General features: G+C 60.9%; 14 protein-coding genes. 10 read left to right on the top strand and 4 right to left on the bottom strand.

Annotation, left to right across the window (positions count from 1 at the left end; genetic code table 11):
• Positions 1-113: 113 nt before the first annotated feature.
• Positions 114-2,882 carry a DNA polymerase I gene (polA, locus tag Q7C33_RS20910; protein WP_198796123.1) on the bottom strand — a complete coding sequence of 923 codons (2,769 nt, stop codon included), beginning with the start codon at positions 2,880-2,882 and terminating at the stop codon, positions 114-116.
• A gap of 74 nt (positions 2,883-2,956) precedes the next feature.
• On the opposite strand from polA, the gene Q7C33_RS20905 reads away from it, so the two are divergent.
• Both Q7C33_RS20905 and Q7C33_RS20900 read left to right on the top strand, forming a co-directional pair.
• Positions 2,957-3,244: a DUF2782 domain-containing protein gene (locus tag Q7C33_RS20905; RefSeq protein WP_030138994.1), complete on the top strand. Its 288-nt coding sequence runs from the start codon at positions 2,957-2,959 to the stop codon at positions 3,242-3,244.
• A gap of 59 nt (positions 3,245-3,303) precedes the next feature.
• Positions 3,304-4,254 carry a homoserine kinase gene (locus tag Q7C33_RS20900; protein WP_030138995.1) on the top strand — a complete coding sequence of 317 codons (951 nt, stop codon included), beginning with the start codon at positions 3,304-3,306 and terminating at the stop codon, positions 4,252-4,254.
• A 171-nt stretch (positions 4,255-4,425) separates the two neighbouring features.
• On the opposite strand, the gene Q7C33_RS20895 is transcribed toward Q7C33_RS20900, so the two are convergent.
• The gene (locus Q7C33_RS20895; RefSeq protein ID WP_030138996.1) at positions 4,426-5,355 is read right to left on the bottom strand and encodes a zinc ABC transporter substrate-binding protein ZnuA; all 930 of its coding nucleotides are present in this window, start codon (positions 5,353-5,355) and stop codon (positions 4,426-4,428) included.
• A 66-nt stretch (positions 5,356-5,421) separates the two neighbouring features.
• On the opposite strand from Q7C33_RS20895, the gene zur reads away from it, so the two are divergent.
• Genes zur through Q7C33_RS20875 form a run of 4 tightly spaced genes read left to right on the top strand, consistent with a single transcriptional unit; the run spans position 5,422 to position 8,218 of the window.
• The gene (gene zur, locus Q7C33_RS20890) at positions 5,422-5,904 is read left to right on the top strand and encodes a zinc uptake transcriptional repressor Zur (RefSeq protein ID WP_018602776.1); all 483 of its coding nucleotides are present in this window, start codon (positions 5,422-5,424) and stop codon (positions 5,902-5,904) included.
• Positions 5,904-6,686, top strand: coding sequence for a zinc ABC transporter ATP-binding protein ZnuC (znuC, locus tag Q7C33_RS20885; RefSeq protein WP_030138997.1), 783 nt, complete (start codon positions 5,904-5,906; stop codon positions 6,684-6,686). The genes zur and znuC overlap by 1 nt, the downstream gene beginning before the upstream one ends.
• Positions 6,679-7,467, top strand: a complete 789-nt coding sequence (gene znuB, locus Q7C33_RS20880; protein WP_407684084.1) for a zinc ABC transporter permease subunit ZnuB — start codon at positions 6,679-6,681, stop codon at positions 7,465-7,467. Before znuC ends, znuB begins: the two co-directional genes overlap by 8 nt.
• Positions 7,468-7,504: 37 nt before the next feature.
• Positions 7,505-8,218, top strand: coding sequence for a PA5502 family lipoprotein (locus Q7C33_RS20875; protein WP_323154777.1), 714 nt, complete (start codon positions 7,505-7,507; stop codon positions 8,216-8,218).
• A gap of 105 nt (positions 8,219-8,323) precedes the next feature.
• Here the strand turns inward: Q7C33_RS20875 and katE are convergent, their stop codons facing one another.
• Positions 8,324-10,459 (bottom strand): catalase HPII, encoded by a 2,136-nt coding sequence (gene katE / locus Q7C33_RS20870; protein ID WP_407684083.1) that lies wholly within the window; start codon positions 10,457-10,459, stop codon positions 8,324-8,326.
• A 266-nt stretch (positions 10,460-10,725) separates the two neighbouring features.
• Here katE and Q7C33_RS20865 point away from each other — a divergent pair, with 266 nt between their 5' ends.
• The 4 genes from Q7C33_RS20865 (at position 10,726) to Q7C33_RS20850 (ending at position 13,795) form a co-directional block, all read left to right on the top strand.
• The gene (locus Q7C33_RS20865; RefSeq protein WP_198796129.1) at positions 10,726-11,733 is read left to right on the top strand and encodes a methionine ABC transporter ATP-binding protein; all 1,008 of its coding nucleotides are present in this window, start codon (positions 10,726-10,728) and stop codon (positions 11,731-11,733) included.
• Entirely contained in the window at positions 11,733-12,395 is a 663-nt protein-coding gene (locus Q7C33_RS20860; RefSeq protein ID WP_030139002.1) for a methionine ABC transporter permease, read from the top strand. The genes Q7C33_RS20865 and Q7C33_RS20860 overlap by 1 nt, the downstream gene beginning before the upstream one ends.
• Before the next feature lie 77 nt (positions 12,396-12,472).
• Positions 12,473-13,243 (top strand): MetQ/NlpA family ABC transporter substrate-binding protein, encoded by a 771-nt coding sequence (locus Q7C33_RS20855; protein WP_030139003.1) that lies wholly within the window; start codon positions 12,473-12,475, stop codon positions 13,241-13,243.
• A gap of 177 nt (positions 13,244-13,420) precedes the next feature.
• Positions 13,421-13,795 (top strand): lysozyme inhibitor LprI family protein, encoded by a 375-nt coding sequence (locus Q7C33_RS20850; RefSeq protein ID WP_033062452.1) that lies wholly within the window; start codon positions 13,421-13,423, stop codon positions 13,793-13,795.
• A gap of 78 nt (positions 13,796-13,873) precedes the next feature.
• Here Q7C33_RS20850 and Q7C33_RS20845 read toward each other — a convergent pair whose 3' ends face one another.
• A complete protein-coding gene (locus tag Q7C33_RS20845; RefSeq protein WP_030139005.1) occupies positions 13,874-14,524 on the bottom strand; it encodes a glutathione S-transferase in 651 nt (216 codons plus the stop codon).
• Positions 14,525-14,657 lie beyond the last annotated feature (133 nt).

Genomic DNA, 14,657 nt, shown 5'->3' with positions numbered 1-14,657 from the left:
GCAGGCCCCCCTGCATTTTTTCAGGACAGACCGCATCGCCCGGTTTACGACTGCTGCGCAGCCGAGCGGGAGCAAGCTCCCTCGCCACAAGAGCACTCGACCTAGGTTTGCGATCAGTGCGCCTCATCCCAGTTATTGCCCACACCTACTTCTACCAACAGCGGCACGTCCAGCGTGGCGGCGGCGCTCATGTGCTGGCGGATTTCCCCGCTCACCTGATCGACCAGGTCTTCGCGCACTTCCAGGACCAGTTCGTCGTGGACCTGCAGGATCACCTTCGCATCCAGCCCTGAGGTCGCCAGCCAGCGATCCACGGCCACCATGGCTTTCTTGATGATGTCAGCCGCGGTGCCTTGCATCGGCGCGTTGATGGCGGTGCGCTCGGCGCCTTTGCGCAGGGCCGGGTTCTTCGCGTTGATGTCCGGCAGGTACAAGCGACGACCGAAAATGGTTTCGACGAAACCTTGCTCGGCCGCCTGGGCGCGGGTGCGCTCCATGTATTCCAGCACACCCGGGTAACGGGCGAAGTAGCGGTCGATGTAGGCCTGGGACTGCTTGCGATCGACGCCAATCTGCTTGGCGAGGCCGAACGCGCTCATGCCGTAGATCAAGCCGAAGTTGATCGCCTTGGCGCTGCGACGCTGATCATGGGTGACGGCTTGCAGTTCGACGCCGAACACTTCGGCGGCGGTGGCACGGTGCACATCCAGGTCGTTGCGGAACGCATGGAGCAGACCTTCATCCTTGGCCAGGTGCGCCATGATCCGCAGCTCGATCTGCGAATAATCCGCCGCCAGCAGCTTGTAGCCTTTCGGCGCGACGAAGGCCTGGCGGATGCGCCGACCTTCGGCCGTGCGAATCGGAATGTTCTGCAGGTTCGGGTCGATGGACGACAGGCGTCCGGTCGCAGCGACGGCTTGCTGGTAATTGGTATGGACGCGCCCGGTGCGGCTGTTGATCTGCTCCGGCAGGCGATCGGTGTAGGTGCTCTTGAGCTTGCTCAGCGAGCGGTACTGCATCAGCACCTTGGGCAGCGGGTAATCCTGCTCCGCCAGCTCGGCGAGCACCGCTTCGGCGGTGGACGCCTGGCCCTTGGCGGTTTTACTGAGCACCGGCAGGCCAAGTTTTTCGTACAGGATGACGCCCAATTGCTTCGGCGAGCCCAGGTTGAATTCCTCGCCGGCGATGGCAAATGCCTCACGCTCCAGGGCCACCAGTTTCTCGCCCAGCTCGACACTCTGCGCGCCCAGCAGGTTGGCATCGACCAGCGCCCCTTGGCGCTCGATCCGCGCCAGGACCGGCATCAATGGCATTTCAATCTCGCTGAGTACCTTGCCCAGGCTCGGCGTGGCGGCCAGTTTTTCCTGCAAGGCCTGGTGCAGGCGGAAAGTTACGTCGGCGTCTTCGGCGGCATAAGGCCCCGCCAGCTCCAGGGATATCTGGTCGAAGGTCAGTTGCTTGACGCCTTTGCCCGCGATGTCCTGGAAGTCGGTCTTGCTTTGGCCCAGGTACTTGAGCGCCAGGCTGTCCATGTCGTGGCGAGTCGCGGTGGAATCCAGCACGTAGGATTCAAGCATGGTATCGAAGGCAATGCCTTGGACCAGGATGCCGTTGTCTTGGTCGCCACCGATGGCGCAGTTGGCCAGGATATTGGTTTCGAACTTGGCGTGCTGGCCGACCTTGAGCTTGTTCGGATCTTCCAGCAGCGGCTTGAGCGCCTTGAGCACCGTGTCGCGGTCCAACTGCTCGGGCACGCCCATGTAGGAATGCGTCAGCGGGATATACGCCGCTTCGAAAGGCGCCACGGCAAACGACAACCCAACGAGTTGCGAGTGCTGGGCATCGCCTCCGTTGGTTTCGGTGACGAAGGCAAACAGCGGCGCCTTGTCGAGTTTCGCCAGCCACGCGTCGAAGCGCGCCTGGTCAAGGATGACTTCGTACTTGGCCTCGGCAGCGCCGGGCTGTTCTTCGGCAACTTCGACGATCTCCTGGCCGGCACGCTTGGCGTCCCGCTGGTTTTCTTCAAACCAGCTCTTGAACTCCAGCAAGGTGTAAAGCTCGGCCAGTTTCTCGTGATCCGGCGCGCCCATCTGCAGGTCGTCGAGGCCGACATCCAGCGGCACGTCGGTCTTGATGGTCGCCAGCTCATAGGAGAGGAAGGCCATTTCCTTGTGCTCTTCGAGCTTGGCGGCCAGGGTCTTGGCACCGCGAATTGGCAGCGTGGCGACAATATCCAGCTGTGAATACAGTTCGGTCAGGCCGCCATTGACGCCCACCAGCAGGCCGGAAGCGGTCTTCGGCCCGATGCCCGGAACGCCCGGGATGTTGTCGGACGAATCGCCCATCAACGCCAGGTAATCGATGATCTGCTCCGGAGCGACGCCAAACTTCTCCTTCACGCCAGCCACGTCCAAGGCGCTACCGGTCATCGTGTTGACCAAGGTAATGTGCCCATCGACCAACTGCGCCATGTCCTTGTCGCCGGTGGAGATCACCACCGGACGGTCAGCCGCCGCGCTGCTGCGCGCCAGGGTGCCGATCACGTCATCGGCCTCGACGTTGTCCACGCACAGCAGCGGGAAGCCCAGGGCCTTGACGCTGGCGTGCAGCGGCTCGATCTGCACCCGCATGTCGTCGGGCATGCTCGGGCGATTAGCCTTGTATTCGGCGTACAGCGCATCGCGAAACGTCCCACCCTTGGCGTCGAACACCACGGCGAACGGACTGTCCGGGTACTGCTTGCGCAGACTCTTGAGCATGTTCAGCACGCCCTTGACCGCGCCTGTCGGCAGGCCTTTGGACGTGGTCAGCGGTGGCAGCGCGTGAAAGGCGCGGTACAGATAAGAAGAACCGTCCACCAGGACGAGGGGGGCTTGGCTCATGAGCAGGATCAACCTTTTCGGCGGGTCCAAGGCTAGAATAGCGGGACCGTTGACGACAAAGGGACAAGGTTATCATGCGTACACTAAATCGCCTGTTACTCGCTGGCTTGTTTGCATTCACCCCGATAGCCGTCATGGCGGCGGACGACGCACCCTCGGCGGACCCGGATGTCACCATCCGCACCGAAGGCGACAAAACCATCCAGGAATATCGGCAAAACGGCTTTCTGTACGCGATCAAGGTCACGCCCAAGAACGGCAAGCCTTATTTCCTGGTACGCGCCGACGGCACTGATGCAAACTTCATCCGCTCGGACCAGCCGGATATGCTGATCCCTTCGTGGAAAATCTTTGAGTGGTGATGCCGCTCCCGACTTCAACCGGCGCCCGCTGAAGGGCGCCCGTACTGGCAGTTTTAACCATGTCTGTGTTCACGCCCCTGGCTCGGCCCGAGCTGGAAACCTTTCTCGCCCCTTATGGGCTTGGCCGTCTACTTGATTTCCAGGGGATTGCTGCCGGCAGCGAAAACACCAATTTTTTCATCAGCCTGGAGCAGGGTGAATTCGTCCTGACCCTGGTCGAACGTGGCCCGGTGCAGGAAATGCCGTTCTTCATCGAACTGCTGGACGTTCTGCACGACGCCAATCTGCCGGTGCCTTACGCCTTGCGTACGACAGACGGCGTTGCGCTGCGGGAACTGGCGGGCAAACCGGCGCTGCTGCAACCGCGCCTGGCCGGCAAGCACATCAAGCAGGCCAACGCCCAGCACTGCGCCCAGGTCGGCGAATTGCTCGCGCATCTGCACTTGGCGACCAAGGACAACATGATCAAACGCAAGACCGATCGTGGCCTGGACTGGATGCAGGAGGAGGGCGGCAAACTGCTGTCGCACCTCAATGCCGAGGCCCGCCAGTTGCTGCAAGCTGCGCTGGAGGAAATTTCGTTGAAGAAGGTCGGCATCCTTGCACTGCCGCGGGCCAACATCCATGCCGACCTGTTCCGCGACAACGCGATGTTCGAAGGTACGCACCTGACCGGGCTGATCGATTTCTATAACGCCTGCTCCGGGCCGATGCTGTATGACGTCGCCATCGCCTTGAATGACTGGTGTTCGGATGACGACGGCGTGCTCGATGGCCCACGGGCGAGGGCATTGCTGGGCGCCTATGCGGCGCTACGGCCGTTCACCGCCGCCGAGGCGCAACTGTGGCCGACCATGCTGCGTGTGGCATGCGTGCGGTTCTGGTTGTCGCGGCTGATCGCCGCCGAGTCGTTCGCTGGTCAGGATGTGTTGATCCACGATCCGATGGAATTCCAGCAGCGGTTGGCGCAGCGGCAGAAGGTCCACGCGTTGTTGCCTTTCGCCCTATAACAGCAGGCGACGCGAAGCTGACTGCTCTTGTGGCGAGGGGATTTATCCCCGCTGGGCTGCGCAGCAGCCCCTTGCTTTCTATTGGCGGACCGTGGCGGCTGATATTTTTTGGGGGCCGCTTCGCGCCCCAGCGGGGATAAATCCCCTCGCCACAGGTTCTGCGTTGACAGGCTATAGCGACTCCAAACACCCCGCCAAATCATTCCCCAACTTCTCCAACAACTGCTCATACCCCTGCGCCGTCGCCGGGGTGTAGCCACCCAGCGCGTCCAGCTCCGCCAGTTTCACCGGCAACCCGGCCACCAGGGTTTCGGCCAGGCGCGGGCGCAACGGTGGTTCGCTGAAGACGCAGGTCTTGCCCACCGCCTGCAAGCGCGTGCGCATGGCCGCCACGTGCTGGGCGCCGGGCTGGACTTCGGCGGCCACGGCGAACACCCCGGCGTGCTTGAGTCCATAGTTGTCTTCGAAATAATCGAATGCTTCATGGAAGACGAAATACGGCTTGCCCGCGATCCCGGCCAAGCGTGTCTTGAGGCGCGCGTCCAAGGCATCGAGGCGCTGGTTGAAACCCTTGAGGTTGCTTTGATAACGGGCAGCATTCGCCGGATCCGCTGCGCTCAGGTCAGCCGCCATCCTGGCGGCGATCACGCGCGCATTGTGCGGCGACAGCCACAGGTGGGCATCCACGGTGCCGGGGCGATGATCATGATCGTGCTCATCGCCGCCATCGTCATGATCTTCGTGGGACGCGCTGTCCTCGGCGAAATGACGCAACGTGAGCCCCGGTAGGTCCTGCACCGCAACCGATGGCAACGTACGACCGTTCAGCACACGCGGTAGGAAACCTTCCATGTCCGGCCCGATCCAGTACAGCAGGTCCACCGATTGCACCTTGCGCACATCGGAGGGCCGCAACGCGTAGTGATGGGGCGAAGCGCCCGGTGGCAGCAGCACTTCCGGAACGGCCACGCCGTCCTGCACGGCGGCGGCAATCAATTGCAACGGCTTGATGCTGGTGAGCACCTTGACGTCGGCCTGGGCCGAGCCAATCAGCAGGAAACTTGCGACAAAAGCGACAAAGAGCGAAAAAAATCGGGACACGATGACCACTCGAAGAGGCGAGAACGGGTAACATAATAACGTCTCTCACTGAACTCGTCGCTGCCCATGCCTATTACACCCCTCGCCAGCCGTCCCCACGATCACTCCCACTGCGTGCACAGCGCGCTGTCCGAGGCCGATGCCATTTGCGCGCGCCAAGGGTTGCGCCTGACAGCCCTGCGTCGGCGGGTGCTGGAATTGGTCTGGCAAAGCCACAAGCCACTGGGCGCGTATGACATTCTCGCGGTGCTCAGCGAGCAGGACGGCCGTCGTGCCGCGCCGCCAACCGTCTACCGTGCCCTGGATTTCCTCCTGGAAAATGGCCTGGTGCATCGCATTTCGTCGCTGAACGCCTTCGTCGGCTGCAACCATCCGGAACACGCCCACCAAGGCCAGTTCCTGATCTGCCGCGAATGCCACGCCGCCATCGAGCTGGAACAGAAATCCATCAGCGATGCCATCATCGCCAGCGCCAAGGACGTCGGCTTCGTGGTCGACACCCAGACCGTCGAAGTGGTCGGCCTCTGCTCCGGCTGCCAGGGGGCCTGATGAGCAACGCGCTGATCCGCCTCGAGCAGGTGGCCGTGACGTTCGCCGGGCAGAACGTGCTGGATAACATCCATTTAAGCGTCGAACCGGGGCAGATCGTGACGTTGATCGGCCCCAACGGTGCCGGCAAGACCACCCTGGTGCGCGCCGTGCTGGGGCTGCTCAAGCCGGACAGCGGTAGCGTCTGGCGCAAGCCTCGGTTGCGCGTCGGTTACATGCCGCAAAAACTCCATGTCGATCCAACGTTGCCGCTGTCGGTCCTGCGATTCCTGCGTTTGGTACCGGGCGTGGATCGTGAACGCGCCTTGGCAGCGCTGAAAGAAGTCGGTGCCGAGCAGGTGATCGACAGCCCGGTCCAGAGTGTTTCCGGCGGCGAGATGCAGCGGGTATTACTGGCCCGTGCCCTGTTGCGCGAGCCGGAACTGCTGGTGCTCGACGAGCCGGTGCAAGGGGTCGACGTAGCCGGCCAGGCCGAACTGTACAGCTTGATTACCCGTTTGCGCGACCGCCATGGCTGCGGCGTGTTGATGGTGTCCCACGACCTTCACCTGGTCATGAGCACCACCGACCAGGTGGTCTGCCTGAACCGTCACGTCTGCTGTTCCGGGCATCCTGAACAGGTCAGCGGCGATCCGGCTTTCGTCGAGCTGTTCGGAAAGAACGCACAGAGTCTGGCGATTTATCATCACCACCATGACCATGCCCATGACCTGCACGGTTCGGTGGTCAACCCCCCTTCTGCTTCAAAACATGTTCATGGAGACGGCTGCAAGCATGGCTGATTTTCTGTTGTACGCCCTGCTTGCAGGCTTGGCGCTCGCGCTGGTGGCCGGTCCACTGGGGTCGTTCGTGGTCTGGCGGCGCATGGCCTATTTTGGCGACACCTTGTCCCACGCGGCGCTGCTTGGCGTGGCCATGGGTTTTCTGCTGGACGTCAGCCCGGCCATCGCGGTGACGGTTGGCTGCCTGCTGCTCGCGGTGGTGCTGGTGACCTTGCAACAACGCCAGCCGCTGGCGTCCGACACGCTGCTGGGCATCCTGGCGCCGAGCACGCTGTCGCTCGGGCTGGTAGTGCTGAGCTTCATGCGGGACGTGCGGATCGACCTGATGGCCTATCTGTTCGGCGACTTGCTGGCGATCAGTCCGACGGACCTTGCCTGGATCCTCGGCGGCAGCGCGGCGGTGCTGCTGCTGCTGGTGGCGCTGTGGCGTCCGTTGCTGGCGGTCACCGTCCATGAAGAGCTGGCGCGAGTCGAAGGTTTGCCCGTGGTGGGCCTGCGCTTGGCACTGATGCTGTTGATCGCGGTGGTCATCGCCGTGGCGATGAAAATCGTCGGCGTCTTGCTGATTACCTCATTGCTGATCATTCCTGCGGCTGCGGCACAGCGTCACGCCCGCTCACCCGAGCAGATGGCCTTGGGTGCAAGCCTGCTGGGCATGCTCGCGGTGTATGGCGGGCTGGCACTGTCCTGGTTCAAGGACACCCCGGCCGGCCCATCGATCGTGGTCAGCGCCGCTGCGTTGTTTCTGCTGAGTTTTGTCCTGCCCCGTCGAGGGGTGTAGACTTGCTCGCTTTTTGCGCAAATAGAGAGTCGCAGGAATGAAGCCGTTCGCCTCCCGTTATCTGCTCCTTGTCGCGTTTTCCCTGCTGCTGGGTGCCTGCCAGAGCACGCCGCCAGTCGTCGAGGCCCCTGATACAAGGGCTCCGGCCATTGCCCAGCTCGAACAAAGCCTGGCCAGCAATGAGCTGGCCACCGCTGAAGACCAATTGGCCGCTTTGCAAAGCCAGGCGCCCGAAGATCGCTCGCTGGAGCCCTACCAACGGCAACTGGCCGAGGCGTACCTGCGCCGCAGCCAGATCGATCTGCAAAAAGGCGATGTAAACGCCGCCGCCACTGCCCTGAGCCGTGCCCGGGCCTTGATGCCAAAGGCTCCAGCGCTGACCGGCGAAGTCAACAGTGCCATTGCCGAGGCCCGCAAGGCCGAGCTGGATAAAGCCGAAGCAGACCTCAAGGCTGCCGAAGCAAAACCCGTCGCCAAGGTGATCGACCCGAGCGCGCCGAGCACCACCGTTGCGCTTAACCTCGCTGATATACAGCAAATGCGTCGGCAATTAGATGCCATCGCCGCCGATGTGGTGAGTTATCAGTGTGACGTCAGCATCCAGGCGCCACGCACCAATGACTATCCATGGCTGGCGACGTTGCTGACAAAGCGGGTCAAGAAGCTTGATCCGGGGTTTGACTTGAAACTGCAGAAGCAGATTTTGCGCAGTGTGCCGGCACAGATGGTGCTGACGCCGCGTAAGCCCTAAAAGCATCGCGAGCAAGCTCGCTCCCACAGTGGTTTGTGTCGATCACGAAACCCCATGTGGGAGCGAGCTTGCTCGCGATAGCGCCCTACCAGACAACAAATCTCTTTAGGCCGGAACCGCCTTGGCCTTCGGCTCCCGCGCCCAAACCCGATGCTGGGCAATCGCCGCAAAAAACCGCGAAAAACCGCTCGCATCCGCATCTTCGATCAACCCCGCATCCACCTCCAGCTTCAACTCCACCAACAGCTGCCGGGCCTCACCATGAAGCCCAATGGCTTTCAGATGCTTGTAGGCCTCCAGCACGTAATGCAACGCCACGCCGTCGCGACTCAAGGCCTTGATCGACTCCGCACCGCCTGGCACGAACACCGCGTCAAAGGCAATCGACGGCAGGCCTTCCATGGACGCATCCACCGCCAGCGTCTGCCCATCCGCCGTGGTGACCGGCGCCGAGGTCGGCCCCAGCACTTTGGCGTGGGCACCTTCGGCCTCCAGGGCTTGCTTGAGTGCATTGATGACCGCCCCATCGACACCGTTGGCCACCAATACCGCCACTTTGCGCGTCTTGATGTCGCCAGAGAGCAGGTTCGCCTGGCTCAAGGCCGGGGATTGCTCCAGCGATGGCGTCGGAACATCAACCGTACCGGCGCTCGGTGCCGGCAAGCCAAGGTTCTTGGCAACTCGCCCGGCCAGTTCCAGGTCGATATTGGCGAGGATCTCGTTCACCTGCCGCGCCCGGATGAATTCACGCTCCACTTTTCCCAGTTCAAAGCTGTAGGCCGCAATGATGTGTTCTTTTTCGTGGGGGCTCATGCTTTTGTAAAACAGCCGTGCCTGGGAGAAATGATCGCCAAACGAATCGCTGCGCTGGCGGATCTTGTGAGCGTCGATACGCTCCGGATAGCTTTCAAAACCGCCATCCTGTGGGCCGGGCGGCGTCTCTTTCGGCCAACCGCCATCGATGGAGTTCGGTTCGTAGGACGCGCGTCCCTTGTCGATGGTAGTGCGGTGCATGGCATCCCGCTGGCCGTTGTGCACGGGCGTGATCGCGCGATTGATCGGCAACTCATGAAAATTCGGCCCACCGAGTCGGCTGATCTGCGTATCGGTGTAGGAAAACAGCCGGCCTTGCAGCAACGGGTCATTGGTGAAATCAATGCCCGGCACGATATGCCCGGGGCAGAACGCAACCTGCTCGACTTCGGCGAAGAAATTATCCGGGTTACGGTTCAGCACCATCTTGCCCAGCGGCGTGATGGGCACCAGCTCTTCGGGAATAATCTTGGTCGGGTCGAGCAGGTCGAAGTCGAACTTGTGCTCGTCTTCCTCGGCAACGATTTGCACACCGAATTCCCATTCCGGGTAATCGCCCATCTCGATGGACTCCCAGAGGTCGCGACGGTGGTAGTCGGTATCCTTGCCTGCAAGCTTCTGGGCTTCGTCCCACACCAAGGAACAGGCCCCAGCCTTGGGTCGCCAGTGGAATTTGACGAAGCTGCTCAGGCCTTCGGCGTTGATCATGCGGAAGGTGTGCACGCCAAAACCTTGCATGGTGCGCAGGCTTTTTGGAATGGCCCGGTCAGACATCGCCCAAATCACCATGTGAGCCGATTCCGGCACCAGTGAGACAAAATCCCAGAACGTGTCGTGGGCCGAGCCGCCGGTGGGAATCTCGTTGTGGGGCTCGGGTTTAACCGCGTGGACGAAGTCTGGAAACTTCACCGCGTCCTGGATGAAAAACACCGGCATGTTATTGCCCACCAGGTCGAAGTTGCCTTCGTCGGTGAAGAACTTCACGGCAAAGCCACGCACGTCCCGCACGGTGTCACCGGAACCCCGCGGACCTTGCACAGTGGAAAAACGCACGAACACTGGCGTCTTTTTACTCGGGTCCTGTAGGAAACCGGCCTTGGTCAGGGCCGAATGCGCTTCATAGCTTTGGAAATAACCATGGGCGCCAGTCCCGCGGGCATGAACGATGCGCTCCGGGATGCGTTCGTGGTCAAAGTGCGTGATTTTCTCACGCATGATGAAATCTTCCAGCAGCGACGGCCCACGCGCACCCGCCCGGAGCGTGTTCTGGTTATCAGCGATTTTTACGCCCTGGTTGGTACGCAACGCCTGTTCGGTGGCGTCGGAGCGAAACTGCTCCAGGCTCTCGAGTTTGGCGTTGGTATTGCTACGGTCCAGGGTATCGGTCCCGGCCAATTGGCTGGGGGCGGCAGGTTTGTTAGTGCTCATCAGGCATGACTCCTCGTTGCGATCCCCGCCGTGGCCAGGACCCGTGAGTTCGATGCGCCAGGCACGGTACCTGGGCATGTTTTGAGTTGCTTAATGAGTGACCGATGGCGTTTCGCTGTGTTCCTTTTATCTGTCCTTTGATCGCCTTATTGCCAAATCACTGGTTCATTCTCAAATAAATGCTAAGAACCTCTATACGGACAGGCTAAAATGCGCGCCCGGCTAACCGCTGATCCTTTTTCAACGCGCCCCACAAGGTTCGCTACGTGATCGAGTTTCAAAATGTTCATAAAACCTACCGAGTCGCCGGTAGGGATATCCCCGCCCTGCATCCGACCAGTCTGACGATTGAGAACGGTCAGGTCTTCGGCCTGATTGGCCATTCTGGCGCAGGAAAAAGTACCCTGCTGCGCCTGATCAATCGCCTTGAAGATTCCACGGGCGGAAAGATCATCGTCGACGGTGAAGAAGTCACCGCCCTGGACGCCAGCGGCCTGCGCCGCTTCCGCCAGCAAGTCGGAATGATTTTCCAGCACTTCAACCTGCTGGCGTCCAAGACCGTGGCCGACAACGTCGCGCTGCCGCTGACGCTGGCTGGTGAATTGTCCCGCAGCGAAATAGACCAGCGCGTCGCCGAGCTGCTGGCGCGGGTAGGGCTGTCCGACCACGCCCGCAAATACCCGGCGCAACTGTCCGGCGGCCAGAAGCAGCGCGTCGGCATCGCCCGCGCCTTGGCGACCAAACCCAAGATCCTGCTGTGCGACGAGGCCACCAGCGCCCTCGACCCGCAGACCACCGCTTCGGTGCTGCAACTGCTGGCAGAGATCAACCGCGAGCTGAAGCTGACCATCGTGCTGATCACCCATGAAATGGACGTGATCCGCCGCGTTTGCGACCAAGTGGCCGTGATGGACGCCGGCGTGATCGTCGAGCAAGGCCCGGTGGCCGAGGTGTTCCTGCATCCGAAGCACCCGACCACCAAGCGTTTTGTCCAGGAAGACGAGCAGATCGACGAAAGCGAACAGCGCGACGATTTCGCCCACGTCCCAGGGCGTATCGTGCGTCTGACGTTCCAGGGCGAAGCGACCTACGCGCCATTGCTCGGCACCGTCGCCCGGGAAACCGGTGTGGACTACAGCATCCTGGCCGGTCGCATCGACCGCATCAAAGACACCCCCTACGGGCAACTGACCCTCGCCATCACCGGCGGTGACATGGAGGCGGCATTCGCCCGCTTCACCGCGGCCGATGTCCACATGGAGGTGCTGCGCTGATGGAATTTTTTGCAAACGTCGACTGGCTGGAAATCTGGCTGGCAACCGGCGACACCTTCCTGATGCTGTTCGGCTCGCTGCTGTTCACCGTCCTGCTCGGCTTGCCCCTGGGCGTGTTGCTGTTCCTGTGCAGCCCGCGCCAACTGCTCGAAGCCCGCGGCGTTTATGCGCTGCTGTCGCTGATCGTGAACATCCTGCGCTCGCTGCCGTTCATCATCCTGTTGATCGTGATGATTCCGTTCACAGTGTTGATCACCGGCACCTCCCTGGGCGTGGCCGGCGCGATCCCACCGCTGGTGGTCGGCGCCACGCCGTTCTTCGCCCGCCTGGTGGAAACCGCCTTGCGCGAAGTCGACCGCGGCATCATCGAAGCGACCCAAGCCATGGGCGCGACCACGCGGCAGATCATCGTCAACGCCTTGCTGCCGGAAGCCCGCCCGGGCATTTTTGCAGCAATTACGGTGACAGCGATTACGCTGGTGTCCTACACGGCCATGGCCGGTGTGGTCGGCGCCGGTGGTCTGGGCGACCTGGCAATCCGCTTCGGCTACCAGCGTTTCCAGACCGACGTCATGGTCGTCACCGTGGTGTTGCTGCTGGTGCTGGTTCAGGTCCTGCAAACCGTGGGCGACAAACTGGTTGTGCATTTCTCTAGAAAATAAGGCCTCGCGCCCATAAACATGAGCCGGCCATTCGCTGGCAGGCGCCGAGAGCAGGCGCCTCAAAAGGAGTTAGCTGAATGAAAAAACTACTGGTTGCCTTCGCTGCCGCCGCCGCGTTCTCCGCCCACGCCGACACCCTGACCGTCGCGGCCACGCCCGTGCCCCACGCGGAAATCCTCGAATTCGTCAAACCGGCGTTGGCGAAGGAAGGCGTGGATTTGAAGGTCAAAGTCTTCACCGACTATATCCAGCCGAACGTGCAGGTCGCGGAAAAGCGCCTGGACGCCAACTTCTTCCAGCACCAGCCGTACCTGGATGAGTTCAACAAGGCCAAGGGCACGCATCTGGTGAGCGTGGCCGGCGTGCACCTGGAACCCCTGGGCGCTTACTCCAGCAAGTACAAGGCACTGACCGAATTGCCGGGCGGCGCTAACGTAGTGATCCCGAACGACGCTACCAATGGCGGTCGTGCGCTGTTGTTGCTGGCTAAGGCTGGGATTATCAAGCTGAAGGACTCGGGCAACATCCTGTCCACTACCAAGGACATCGTTGAGAACCCAAAGGATCTGAAATTCCGTGAGCTGGAAGCGGCGACTATCCCGCGGGTGCTGACCCAGGTGGATCTGGCGTTGATCAATACCAACTATGCGTTGGAGGCCAAGCTTGATCCTTCCAAGGATGCGTTGGTGATTGAAGGTAACGACTCGCCTTATGTGAACATCCTGGTGGCTCGTGAGGATGACAAGGACAGTGAGGCGATGAAGAAGCTGGTCGCCGCGCTGCATACGCCGGAAGTGAAGGCTTTTATTCTTGAGAAGTACAAAGGCGCGGTTTTGCCGGCGTTTTGAGCTGATTGGGTGTGAAAAGAACGGGGCTGCGTGGGAACGCAGGCCCGTTTTTTTTGCAGCGTTTGTCCATCGTTCGGGCCGAATAAACCCTGGGATCTGCTTCATTGTTCCATAACCCTCATGATAAATTCGCGCCGCGACCTCTAATCAATAGAGGGCATTCAGGGAGAGAAGTGAGTGATCAAGTCTTTGTTGGTTGGGGCATTGCTGGCAATGGCATCCGCATCGGCGTCTGCGATGAGTTGCGACAACCCTAGAAACGCCTATGACAGAACCTATTGCGCGTCGCTGAAAATGGTTCAGTCGGATCAGGACATCAATGATCAATACAAGAAGACGATGAGTGCCCTGAACCCGGATCAAAAGAAAAAGGTGAAAGCCGCTCAAATCCAGTGGATCAAAAATCGTGACAGCGCCTGCTCCAACGATGGCCTGCTCTACCTGGACTGCGCCAATGAGAAGACCGAGGCGCGTATCGTCATACTCAAGGCTGTGGAGCGCGAGTGCCGTGCTGCCGGTTGCGACGACGCCAAGCTGTCGCAAGTCGAGTAATCCGATAAGCACGTCGAACTTGCAGTCGTACCCACGAAAACCCGACGTAAAGCGTCGGGTTTTTCTTTTTTATCAGCGCTACGCGGCGCCACGCTCGACCATCGCGCGCCATGCCCGGACGCTGGGGCGCTCCTGCATCCTGGCGTGCCAGGCTCGAAGTGCTAGGCACTCTCCAGGCACGGGGAGCTGCACCAGCGAGGCGAAGATCATCCCGCCCAGTACCGCAATGTCTGCCATCGAGAATTTCTCGCCCGCCACAAAGGGCTGGTCTTTGAGCAGGCTGTCGAAATAGCGCATGCCTCTGATCGCCTTGTCGCGCATCCGGCCGCCCCACTCGGCGTTCTGGTACAGCTCGACATCTGGGCCGAGGCCCGGCGTGGCATGGTGGAAGTACACACTGACGGCGTCGAGAAATTCGAGCTCGGCACGCTTGGTCATCATGTGGATAAGGCCCTTTTCCAGAGGCGTTTCGCCCGTCAGCGTCGGTTCGCCGACGAGGCTATCCAGGTATTGGGTAATCGCCGTGCATTCGGCGATCAGCGTCCCATCGTTCAGCTCCAGCACGGGCAGTGTCCCGGAGTAATTGATGGCGAGGAATTCCGGTTTCTTGTGCTCACCGGTCCAGAGATTCACCGGAATGAATTCGATTTTCGGCAACAAGCCTTTTTCCGCCAGTGCAATGCGCACGCGGGCGGGGTAGGGGCCGTTGAACCAATCGTAGATTTTCATTTCAGGAACCGTTGAAACGTCAGCGCGCTGTTGTGAAGGAGACATGATTCGAGCACCTGCCTGTCAATTGGTAGGTGAAAGATTGAGCTGATATTTTAACCCCGTCAATCCCCTACCTGACAATTGGCAGGTA

The organism is Pseudomonas sp. BP11-1-1 (assembly GCF_052112105.1).
Lineage (GTDB): Bacteria > Pseudomonadota > Gammaproteobacteria > Pseudomonadales > Pseudomonadaceae > Aquipseudomonas > Aquipseudomonas alvandae.
Note: the sequence above shows the minus strand (reverse complement) of the source record. Positions and strands in the feature narration are given on the sequence as shown.

Excerpts from the sequence above, each read along its gene's own strand:
- katE (WP_407684083.1), bottom strand. The coding sequence starts at position 10,459 with ATGAGCACTAACAAACCTGCCGCCCCCAGCCAATTGGCCGGGACCGAT.
- znuC (WP_030138997.1), top strand. The coding sequence starts at position 5,904 with ATGAGCAACGCGCTGATCCGCCTCGAGCAGGTGGCCGTGACGTTCGCC.
- Q7C33_RS20845 (WP_030139005.1), bottom strand. The coding sequence starts at position 14,524 with ATGAAAATCTACGATTGGTTCAACGGCCCCTACCCCGCCCGCGTGCGC.
- Q7C33_RS20900 (WP_030138995.1), top strand. The coding sequence starts at position 3,304 with ATGTCTGTGTTCACGCCCCTGGCTCGGCCCGAGCTGGAAACCTTTCTC.
- zur (WP_018602776.1), top strand. The coding sequence starts at position 5,422 with ATGCCTATTACACCCCTCGCCAGCCGTCCCCACGATCACTCCCACTGC.
- polA (WP_198796123.1), bottom strand. The coding sequence starts at position 2,882 with ATGAGCCAAGCCCCCCTCGTCCTGGTGGACGGTTCTTCTTATCTGTAC.
- znuB (WP_407684084.1), top strand. The coding sequence starts at position 6,679 with ATGGCTGATTTTCTGTTGTACGCCCTGCTTGCAGGCTTGGCGCTCGCG.
- Q7C33_RS20905 (WP_030138994.1), top strand. The coding sequence starts at position 2,957 with ATGCGTACACTAAATCGCCTGTTACTCGCTGGCTTGTTTGCATTCACC.
- Q7C33_RS20855 (WP_030139003.1), top strand. The coding sequence starts at position 12,473 with ATGAAAAAACTACTGGTTGCCTTCGCTGCCGCCGCCGCGTTCTCCGCC.
- Q7C33_RS20860 (WP_030139002.1), top strand. The coding sequence starts at position 11,733 with ATGGAATTTTTTGCAAACGTCGACTGGCTGGAAATCTGGCTGGCAACC.
- Q7C33_RS20875 (WP_323154777.1), top strand. The coding sequence starts at position 7,505 with ATGAAGCCGTTCGCCTCCCGTTATCTGCTCCTTGTCGCGTTTTCCCTG.